The 9,517-nt window shown below is 72.5% G+C and carries 10 protein-coding genes and 2 pseudogenes; 5 read left to right on the plus strand and 7 right to left on the minus strand.

Going from position 1 to position 9,517, the window contains the following annotated elements; translation table 11 throughout:
- The first annotated feature begins 527 nt into the window (after positions 1 to 527).
- Complete coding sequence (locus KS423_RS29005) at positions 528 to 1,607, plus strand: inosamine-phosphate amidinotransferase 1 (protein WP_224282740.1); 1,080 nt, start codon at positions 528 to 530, stop codon at positions 1,605 to 1,607.
- Between the two features lie 78 nt (positions 1,608 to 1,685).
- Here the strand turns inward: KS423_RS29005 and KS423_RS29010 are convergent.
- Positions 1,686 to 1,793, minus strand: a pseudogene (locus tag KS423_RS29010) (DNA-binding response regulator); the annotation flags it as partial.
- A gap of 126 nt (positions 1,794 to 1,919) precedes the next feature.
- On the minus strand, positions 1,920 to 3,317 hold the full coding sequence (locus tag KS423_RS29015) for an FAD-binding oxidoreductase (protein WP_224282741.1): 1,398 nt from the start codon (positions 3,315 to 3,317) through the stop codon (positions 1,920 to 1,922).
- A 40-nt stretch (positions 3,318 to 3,357) separates the two neighbouring features.
- Here KS423_RS29015 and KS423_RS29020 point away from each other — a divergent pair, with 40 nt between their 5' ends.
- Genes KS423_RS29020 through KS423_RS29035 form a run of 4 tightly spaced genes read left to right on the plus strand, consistent with a single transcriptional unit; the run spans position 3,358 to position 6,949 of the window.
- The gene (locus KS423_RS29020) at positions 3,358 to 3,849 is read left to right on the plus strand and encodes a hypothetical protein (protein WP_224282742.1); all 492 of its coding nucleotides are present in this window, start codon (positions 3,358 to 3,360) and stop codon (positions 3,847 to 3,849) included.
- Positions 3,850 to 3,868: 19 nt separating this feature from the next.
- Positions 3,869 to 5,323, plus strand: a complete 1,455-nt coding sequence (locus KS423_RS29025) for a carboxylesterase/lipase family protein (protein ID WP_224282743.1) — start codon at positions 3,869 to 3,871, stop codon at positions 5,321 to 5,323.
- Positions 5,324 to 5,381: 58 nt separating this feature from the next.
- Positions 5,382 to 6,062, plus strand: coding sequence for a hypothetical protein (locus KS423_RS29030; protein WP_224282744.1), 681 nt, complete (start codon positions 5,382 to 5,384; stop codon positions 6,060 to 6,062).
- A 44-nt stretch (positions 6,063 to 6,106) separates the two neighbouring features.
- The gene (locus KS423_RS29035; protein ID WP_224282745.1) at positions 6,107 to 6,949 is read left to right on the plus strand and encodes a PIG-L family deacetylase; all 843 of its coding nucleotides are present in this window, start codon (positions 6,107 to 6,109) and stop codon (positions 6,947 to 6,949) included.
- An 85-nt stretch (positions 6,950 to 7,034) separates the two neighbouring features.
- On the opposite strand, the gene KS423_RS29040 is transcribed toward KS423_RS29035, so the two are convergent.
- From KS423_RS29040 to KS423_RS29060, 5 genes and pseudogenes are all read right to left on the minus strand, one after another.
- Positions 7,035 to 7,235, minus strand: coding sequence for a hypothetical protein (locus KS423_RS29040; protein ID WP_224282746.1), 201 nt, complete (start codon positions 7,233 to 7,235; stop codon positions 7,035 to 7,037).
- Positions 7,236 to 7,337: 102 nt separating this feature from the next.
- Entirely contained in the window at positions 7,338 to 7,688 is a 351-nt protein-coding gene (locus KS423_RS29045) for a hypothetical protein (RefSeq protein WP_224282747.1), read from the minus strand.
- Between the two features lie 112 nt (positions 7,689 to 7,800).
- Positions 7,801 to 7,995: a hypothetical protein gene (locus tag KS423_RS29050; protein ID WP_224282748.1), complete on the minus strand. Its 195-nt coding sequence runs from the start codon at positions 7,993 to 7,995 to the stop codon at positions 7,801 to 7,803.
- Positions 7,996 to 8,063: 68 nt separating this feature from the next.
- The gene (locus KS423_RS29055; protein WP_224282749.1) at positions 8,064 to 8,246 is read right to left on the minus strand and encodes a hypothetical protein; all 183 of its coding nucleotides are present in this window, start codon (positions 8,244 to 8,246) and stop codon (positions 8,064 to 8,066) included.
- Between the two features lie 68 nt (positions 8,247 to 8,314).
- Positions 8,315 to 9,517, minus strand: a pseudogene (locus KS423_RS29060) (hypothetical protein); the annotation flags it as partial.

Consider the following 9,517-nt stretch of genomic DNA (forward strand, 5'->3'; position numbering starts at 1 on the left):
GCCGGGGTCGCCGCGGCGGGTGGGGCGCTGCTGGCCCTGGCGGGCGGGAGCCGGATCCGTCGGGCCTGGCGGTGGTGAGCGCCGGGCCGCGGCGCGAAGGGGCGGTGGCCGGTCGCGCCGGTGCCTCGTCCAGGCCCTCGCCCGGGTATTGATCAGCATCGGAACAAGGGAGTCGAACAACGCGCGGATCGACCGGCGGTTCACCACGGCGGCGGATTCGACGCCGATCACGGTCCTTGCGCCGCCGTCGGTCGTCCGGGTAGCTTGACCGTCGATCCCGGCCCTTCGAAAAGCGAATTCGGCTGCCCGACCGGTGATTTCCCGTACGCCGTGGTCGGCCGGTGCCGGTCCGGCGATGAATCCGTTCCGATTTCCCTTGCTGTTTCCGCATGTTCATGGGGCCCCCGCTCCGCCGACGGCTCGCGATCGCTCGGTGCCGGCCCGGTCCCGTCGTCCGAGGTGCGGTTCGAAGCCGTCGCATTCGCCGCCCTGTCCGCGTTTCCCTTAACCCGTGTCAAGGGGGAGTCATGTCCGATTCGGCCCGTCCGGTGCACAGCTGGGACGAGTTCACCACCCTGCGGGAGGTCGTGGTCGGGACCGCCGCCGGCGCCCGGCTGCCCGAGCAGACCGAACCGTCCTCCTGGCTGTCCTGCTTCCCGAAGACCAGCGCTGCCGACCTCGCCTCGATCGAGATCGGCCCCTACCCGCGGCAGGTCGTGGAGGAGACCGAGGAGGACCTGGACGCGCTGGTCGCCACCCTGCGCGGCCTCGGCGTCACCGTCCACCAGCCCGAAGCGGTCGACCACGCCGCCGAGTTCGCCTCCCCGCTCTGGAAGGCCGACGGCGGCTTCCACTCCTACTGCCCGCGGGACCTCACCCTGGTGGTCGGCGAGACCCTGATCGAGGTCGCGAGTCCGATGCGGCAGCGCTACTTCGAGGTCTTCGGGCTGCGCGGACTCTTCCAGGACTACCTGCGCCGCGGCGCGCGCTGGCTGGCCGCGCCCCGTCCGCAACTGAAGGACGAGCTCTTCGAGTTCGACGCGGACGGGCTTCCGCTGCTGGGCGAGGCCGAGCCGGTCTTCGACGCCGCGAACGTCCTGCGGCTCGGCCGGGACGTCTTCTACCAGGTCTCCCGCAGCGGGAACGAACTCGGCCTGCAGTGGCTCGAATCGACCCTCGGCCTGCTCGGCGACGGTGGCCTGCGGCTGCACCCGCTGCGCGACATCTACGGCTACACCCACATCGACAGCACCATCGCGCTGCTGCGGCCGGGGCTGGTGCTGCTCAACCCCGAGCGGATCACCCCGGAGACCGTCCCCGAGCCGCTGCGGGGCTGGGACATCCTGTGGTGCCCGCCGGCCGAGCCCTCCGGTGACACGCCCGAGCACGCGCTCAGCGAGAGCTGGATCAGCATGAACCTGCTGATGGTCTCCCCGGACACGGCGATCGTCGAGGCCGGCCAGGAGAGCCTGATCAAGCTGCTGGAGCACGCCGGGATCACCGTCCTGCCGCTCCGGCTGCGGCACTCCCGGGCGCTCGGCGGCGGTATCCACTGCGTCACCCTGGACATTCGGCGCGACGGCGGGCTGGAGGACTACCTGTCCTGACCGCACCGGCGTGGTGCGGGCGTCGGCGGTCGGCGCCGCGGTGACGGGCTGCGCCGCTCCCGCCGGGGGCCGGGACCGTCAGCCGTGCGGGACCACCAGGCCCGACTCGTAGGCAAAGACCACGAGTTGGGCCCGGTCCCGGGCGTGGAGCTTGGTCATGGCCCGGTTGACGTGGGTCTGTGCGGTCGAGGCGCGTGCCGGAGTGCCGGCCGGCCAGCCCGGTGACCAGCAGTGTCGCCGCCACACCGACGGCGATGGCCTCCGCCACACCGGCTGACCGCCCTGCGGCGCCTCCGGTCCGGGCCGGGCCTGTCAACTGTCGAAGCCGAGGCCGAAGCGGTCGAGGGTGCGCAGCCAGAGGTTGCGGTGGCCGGCGTTGGCATCGGCGCGGGTGAGGGCCCACTGGGTGATGCCGATGCCGATCGAGCGGGCGGGTTCGGGCGGGAAGGGCAGCGGCTTGCGGCGGACCATGTCCAGTGAGGTGCGCTCGGTGCGGGCGCCGGCCAGGAGGTCGAGCATCACCTCGGCCCCGAAGCGGGTGGCGCCGACGCCGAGGCCGGTGAATCCGGCGGCGTAGGCGACCCGGCCGTCGTGGGAGAGGTCGAAGAAGGCGCTGAACCGGGTGCAGGTGTCGATGGCGCCGCCCCAGGCGTGGGTGAAGCGCAGGCCTTCCAGCTGGGGGAAGGTCCGGAAGAAGTGCAGGGCGAGGGTGGCGAAGGTCTCCGGCCGCTGGTCGCGTTCGGCCCGCACCCGGCCGCGGAACTGGTGGACCACGTCGTAGCCGCCGAACAGGATGCGGTTGTCGGCGGAGAGCCGGACGTAGTGGAAGTGGTTGGCGCTGTCGGAGAAGCCCTGGCGGCCCCGCCAGCCCACCGAGGCGAGCTGCGCCTCGGTCAGCGGCTCGGTCATCAGCGCGTAGTCGTAGACCGGCACGGTGTACGGGCGGTGGCGGCGCAGCAGCGAGGGGAAGGCGTTGGTGGCGAGTGCGACGCGGCGGGCGCCGATGCGGCCGTACGGGGTGCGGACGGTGATCCCGCGCGGGGAGTCGGTCAGGCCGGTGGCGCGGGTGTGCTCGAAGATCCGCACGCCCTGGTCGAGGCAGGCCCGCTTGAGGCCCCAGGCGAGGCGGGCGGGGTTGAGCATGGCGACGCCCTCGCGGTCCCAGAGGGCGCCGAGGAAGGTGGGGGAGTCGATCTCGGCGCGGACGGCCGCGCGGTCCAGGAAGTCGAGCCGGCTGCCGTAGCGGGCGGCGAGTTCGGCGAACTCGTGCAGCCCGTCGACCTGGTAGGGCTCGGTGGCGACGACGAGGGAGCCGGTGCGCTCCCAGTCGCAGTCGATGCCGTGGCGCTTGACGGTGTCCTCCATGGCCTGGAGGTTGGCGGCGCCGAGCCGCTCCAGGGCGTCGAGTTCGTCGGGCCAGCGCTGGTGCCCGTTGGCGAGGCCGTGGGTGAGGCTGGCCTCGCAGAAGCCGCCGTTGCGGCCGGAGGCGGCCCAGCCGGTCTCCTGCGCCTCGACGAGGACGACGTCGAGCGAGGGGTCGCGCTCCTTGGCGATGAGCGCGGTCCACAGACCGCTGTAGCCGCCGCCCACCACGAGCAGATCGCAGCGTACGTCGCCGACCAGGGCGGAGGCGGGCGCGGGCCGGTCGGGGTCGTCGAGCCAGAACGGTACGGGCTGGGCGTCCTGGAGGGCGTGGACGGGATCGGCCATGGCGGTGGCTCCTTCGGTGCATGGAGGGTCTGGCCTCCGAATGCCGCCATCAGATCCCTGCACCCGGTTCAACGTCAATTCTGTTGACATAAGGCTGCTCGGCGGACGCGAGCTCGATCCGGTCCAGGATCGTGGCGGCGATCGCCTCGGCGCCCGCCTGATCGCGGGGCTCCGCGCCCGGGGCCTGCTCACCGCCCGCTTCGCGCTCAAGGTCGACTACCCGGACGTCACCGCCGGAAGCCCCGCCAAGGCCGCCCGCTGGACGAGCGTCGGCCACGGGCGCGAGGTCTGGCACGCCTACCAGCCCGTCGGCGCCGACAGCTCCGCCATTGTGCTCGGCGTCTGCGAGCACCGGTCCGGCGACGCCTGCACCGAGACCGTCCCGGACGCCGACGCCACCGCCCTGCTGCGGGACGGGCACATCTCGGTCACCCCCGTCACTGCCGACCGCACCTACGGCGTCCGTACGGTCGACCCTCAGGAGTTCAACCGGCTCCGCCACTACATCGAGCACGACGCGCCGCGCCCGTGACGCCCACTGGAGGCACAGCATGACCACCACAGGACCGCAGGACCACCCGGTCGTCCCCACCTGCCGGGGCCCGGTGCGCGGGGAGCGCCGCGCGGACGGCAGCGTCCGTTTCCTGGGCATCCCGTACGCCCAACCGCCGGTCGGCGAGCTGCGGTTCGCCGCCCCGGTGCCGCCCCGGCCGTGGACCGAGGTGCTCGACGCGACCGCCTACGGGCCGACCGCGCAGCGCCGTCCGTTCGGCGAGGTCACCACCATCCCCGAACCGACCGTCCCCGGCGCGGGAATCCTCAACCTCAACGTCTTCACCCCGGACCCCGCCCCGGCGGCCGGTCTGCCGGTGCTGGTCTGGATCCACGGCGGCGGCTTCGTCGCCGGCTGCTCGGCCAGCCCGTGGTACGACGGTGCGGCCTTCAACCGGGACGGCGTGGTCGTGGTGTCGATCGGCTACCGGCTCGGCATCGAGGGCTTCCTGCACCTGCCCGACGCCCCCGACAACCGGGGCGTGCGGGACTGGATCGCCGCGCTGGAGTGGGTCCGCGACAACGTCACGTCCTTCGGGGGCGACCCGGCCAAGGTCACCGTCGCCGGACAGTCCGCCGGCGGCGGCGCCGTCCAGACGCTGCTCGCGACGCCGGCCGCCCGAGGACTGTTCCGCGCGGCGATCTCGGCCTCCGGCGCGGTGATGCGCCCGCAGGACCGTGCCGTGGCCGAGGCCGTCAGCCGGGCCTTCGCCGAGCGCACCGGCGTACCCGCCACCGCGGCCGCCCTGCGGGACGCCACCGACACCGAACTGCTCGTATTCCAGGACGCGCTCGACGCCCCCGGCCCGGACCGCGACGAGCTGCCCCCGTTGCTCCTCGCGCCCTTCGCCGACGGCGAGTTGGTGCCCGGGCCGGTGCCGGAGGCGCTCGCCGACGCGGACGTCCCGCTGCTGCTCGGCTTCACCGCGCAGGAGTTCGCCGCCCCGACGACGGAGGAGACCCCGGCCCCGCCCCCGGAGGGCGAGCTGCTCGGCCTGCTGAGCGCGTTGGGCCTGGACGACGGCCGGGCCGCGCGCTTCCTCACCGAGCGGCCGGGCGCGGCCGGCGGCGACGCGATCACCGACTGGCTGTTCCGCGCACCGGCCCTGGCCATCGCCGAGGCCCGCGCCGAACGTGAACGACCCACCTGGCTCTACCAGTTCGACTGGTCCGGCACCGCCCCGGGCCGTGCCGGGCAGGCCTACCACTGCATCGACCTGCCGTTCGCCTTCGACCTGCTGGACGCCGAGGGCGTGGCGGCGGCCCTCGGCACCGAGCCGCCACAGACGCTGGCCGAGGCCGTCCACGGAGCCTGGGTCGCCTTCGTCCGGGACCTCGACCCGGGCGCGGCCTGGCCCGCGTACCGGGACGGTCGCGTCACCATGCGCTGGCACGCCGAACCCCGGGTGGAGCACGACCCGCTGCGCGGCATCCGGGAGATCTGGCTCTCCTGAGGGCCGTCGGCGCCGGACCGACCGGGGGATGACAGTGCTGCGTGGCAGAGTTCGCCCCATGAACATCGCTACCACCTTGCACAGTTGGGACGAGTCCGTGGCGCTCTTCGAGCGCCGCGGACTGCCCGTCTCCTCGTACGAGAACCTCTACGAGGAGGAGTACGACGTCCACTCCGGCGCCCTGTCGATCGAGGGGCACCTCGACCTCGACGCCGCACAGCCGGAGGGCACCGGCTACATCGTCGACGGCGACCTCGACGTGACCGGCGCCGTCCTCAACACCGACGACGGCTGCCCCGCGCTGATCGTGCTCGGAGACCTCCGGGCGGCCGCCGTCTACCTGGAGGGGGACGCCAAGCTGCTGGTCCGCGGCAGCGTCCACGTGGAGGCCTTCGTCGGCAACATGACCGACAAACTGGTCATGCTCCACGGCGACCTGCACGCCCGGGTCACGGTGCTGTCCGCGGAGTTCGAGCCCGACCTGATCGAGGGCACCCTGCACGGCCCCGTCCTCGCACCCGCGTACCTGGCGCCCGCCGGTGCCGAAGCACCCGCCGCTCCCGAGACGGTGCTCGTGCCCGAGGTCCTGTGCACCGGCGCCGACGACGGCGCCGACGACGTGCGCGGCTTCGACGCCCCCGGCGTCCACGGCGGCCGGCTGCTGCGCCGCATCGAGGCCGGTCTGCCCGTCACCCTCGCCGCCGGACGGGACCGTGCGAGCGACCACCCGCCCGCGTGACGCAGACTGGGGGGCGAGAATGTCTCAGACGGAGGATGAATCACATGGCCGACCGGCCCTTGACACTGATGGCAGTGCACGCCCACCCCGACGACGAGGCCACCGGGACCGGAGGTGTCCTCGCCCGCTACGCGGCGGAGGGCGTCCGCACCGTTCTCGTCACGTGTACGGACGGCAGGTGCGGTGACGGACCGGGAGGGACCAAGCCGGGCGATCCCGGGCACGACCCGGTGGCCGTCGCCGCGATACGCCGACAGGAACTGGAGGCCAGCTGCGAGGTTCTGAAGGTGAGTCACCTGGAGCTGCTGGAGTACGCCGACTCCGGGATGATGGGCTGGCCGAGCAACGACGAGCCCGGGTCGTTCTGGCACACGCCGGTGGCGGACGGCGCCGCCCGCCTCGCCGAACTGATGCGGCACTATCAGCCCGACGTGGTCGTCACCTACGACGAGAACGGGTTCTACGGCCACCCCGACCACATCCAGGCCCACCGCATCACGATGGCGGCGCTGGAGCTGACCGACCTGACGCCGAAGGTCTACTGGACGACGGCGCCGCGCTCGGCCATGCAGCGGTTCGGGGAGGCCATGCGCGAGTTCGGCGCCGACTGGGAGGAGCCGGACCCGGCGGAGGCGGCCGAGATGCCCGAGCTGTCCGAGATCGGCCTGCCCGACGAGGAGATCACCACCTGGGTGGACACCACCGCGTTCGGCGGCCGGAAGTTCGACGCCCTGGCCGCGCACGCCAGCCAGGGCGAGAACATCTTCTTCCTGAAGATGGGCAAGGAGCGGTTCACCGAACTGATGGGCGTGGAGACCTTCGTGCGGGTCAGGGACACCACCGGCGCAGCCGTCCCCGAGAACGACCTCTTCGCCGGCCTGCGCTGATCCCGGAGCAGCGGCGTGCCGGCTGCGGGGCGGGTTGGCCTCGCAGCCGGCACGGTGTGGACGTGGTGTCCGTGGGCGGATCCCGTCAGAGCGCCGCCAGGGCCACCGGGGCCACCGTCCTGAGGACGTTGAAGGCGGTGTCCCAGAAGCTGTCGGCCTCCACGCCCGGACCCTGGCCCAGGGTGCCGCCGGTGCGGCCGGTGCGGTCGACCGGCGGGGCGAGTCTCGGGAGCTGCGGGGTGGGGGACCACGCCCGATGCTCCTCGCGGACGTCTTCCGTGGTCATGATCGCTCTTCCCTTCGTGGGTGCTGGTTCCGTCGGGCGGACGGCGCGGGGCGGACCTGTTACGAGGCCCGGGACGGAGCCGTCCGGGACGGCTGGTGGGAGTCAGAAAAGGCCTCCGATGATGGGGGGTGGCGGCGGCATGCAGCCGGGGGTGGGGGCACCGTCGCAGGCCCAGGGGCCCGGGTCCGCGAAGCTGGGGCCGTAGAATCCCCCGGGGCCGTCCATGATCTGTGTGATCGGGTTCGCGGCGGTGGCCGCGCCCTCCTTGGCGGGGTCGATCACGGTGCCGCTCGGCGGCGGGTCGCCGGTGAATCCGAGGGCCACACTCGTGGGCGGCATGGCCGACTGCAGGCTGTCGCCGATGTCGACGGTTTCCTTGATCACCTTCAGATAGGCGTCGTACCCCTTCGTGCGGTCGATCGGCTGCACCTGGGGCGGCGGCTGCTCGAACATGGTCCTGTCTCTCCTGTCCGGTGCTCCGGTGGCCGGTCGTGCGTGGCGGCGTCACCGGGCGGGTGGCCGGCGACAGACCGGTCGGGGCCCGTCGCCGGCGCGGGGTGCCTCATCAGAGGAACCCGCCGAGCGCGTCCAGGCCGCCGGTGATGATCTTGCTCCAGTCGAACTTGTCGGCCTCGACGCCGGGGGAATCGCCCAGGGCGCCGCCGGTGCGGCGGGTGCGGTCCACCGGCGGGGCCAGCTTCGGGAGCTGCGGGGTGGGGGACCACGCCCGGTGCTCCTCACGGAATTCTTCGATGATCATTTCTGCTCATCCCTTTCTCGTCGTGCTGGTTGCACTCCGTCCTTCGCCGGGTCCGCGGGGGCGGGCCGTCAGAGGGCGGCGTAGCACATGCCCCGGGCCGCGCCGGTGAGATCGGCGCAGACCGACCTGGCTGGTGCGACGCCCGGGTCGCCGGGCAGCCGGCCGGCTTCGGCCTGACCGTCCCTGCGGACCGGTGGGGCGAGGACCGGCAGCCTGGGCGTGATCCTGGGGAGCGCTGCGGGGGTTTTCATGATCGGCCTCCTCCTGACGGGTGGTGTGGGGTCGTCCCGGCGGCGTGGGCGCCGGCGGTGCCGGGGGCTCAGGACTCGAGGAACTGGTGGGGCGGTGCCAGGGGCACGGGGAACTCGTCGCTGACGTCGACAGTGAACAGCATGATGACCCGCGCGCGCCGGTCGTTCTCGGGGTCGAAGAAGGTGACCTTCACGTCCTGGCAGTCCGATCCCATGCGGCAGTACGGGCTCTTCGTGACGGAGATGGTGTCGATGCAGTAGAGGGAGACCGGGCTGCCGGACGGCGCCACGGTGGTGCTGGGGATGCTCTGGCCCAGCAGCATGGCCTTGCTGATCGCGCTGGCGACCGAGAACGCGTTCGTCCCGGCGGAGTTCAGCGCCCGGTCGGCAGAGGTCTGTCCGAGGTTGCGGAACTGGTAGTAGACCTTGTCGAGGAACGCGTCCATGGTCTTGCGGACGTAGTCCTTGTCGACCGTGATCTGCTCCTGATGAGCCTGAGCCAGGACGGCCTCCACCACGGTGTCCACCAGCTGCTTCTGGTGCCAGATGTAGATGCCACGGCTCTTGACCTCGACGACGGGCACGACCTGCCCGGAGAACAGCCGGACGGTCCGGTCGGTCAGCCGGCCCGGTATCGAGATCCGGGAGATGTAGTCGTCCTTGTCCTGCTCCTTGTTCTGGCCGAAGTACGCGTCCCGGAACGACCGGTAGACCGTGGACACCGGGGGAGCGGGCGCGGCGAGTGCCAACAGGGCGTCCGCGAGCTTGTCGTGATCGGTGGTGATCGCCACCACCTTCTCCCTCGTCTCCTCCGGCGTGGCCCCGGGGGGCACGAGGGGCACGAGGGGGGTGCTGGTCCAGTCCATGCCGGCGGCGGGTTCGGCCTCCATCGCGTAGATCGGCGTGCTGTCCATGTTCAGCGTCCAGGTGACCTTGTCGGAGGCCCACGGGTTGGCAGTCAGGTACTTGTGCAGCTGCTCGGCGTCGTAGGGGTTGGCGGGCACTTCCTGCGTCACGCCCTGCTGGCCTTCGACGGGCCGCTGGACGGGGTCCATCAGCTGGCGGAAGCTGTCCCGGCGGGCCTCGGTCAGGAAGTCCACGCCGACCTGGCCTATCGCGAACACCAGCGGGCGGTTGTTGGTGGAGGCACAGGAGGGCCGGACGCCGCCTCCCGCCGGTGCGGTGCCCGCCGGTGCGCCGCCCGAGATCCCGGCTCCCGAGGGTTCGGCGCCCGACGGCCCGCCGCCCTGGCACGCGCAGGGGGCCGCCGG

Source organism: Streptomyces sp. LS1784, assembly GCF_020103755.1.
In the GTDB taxonomy this organism is placed as follows: Bacteria; Actinomycetota; Actinomycetes; order Streptomycetales; family Streptomycetaceae; genus Kitasatospora.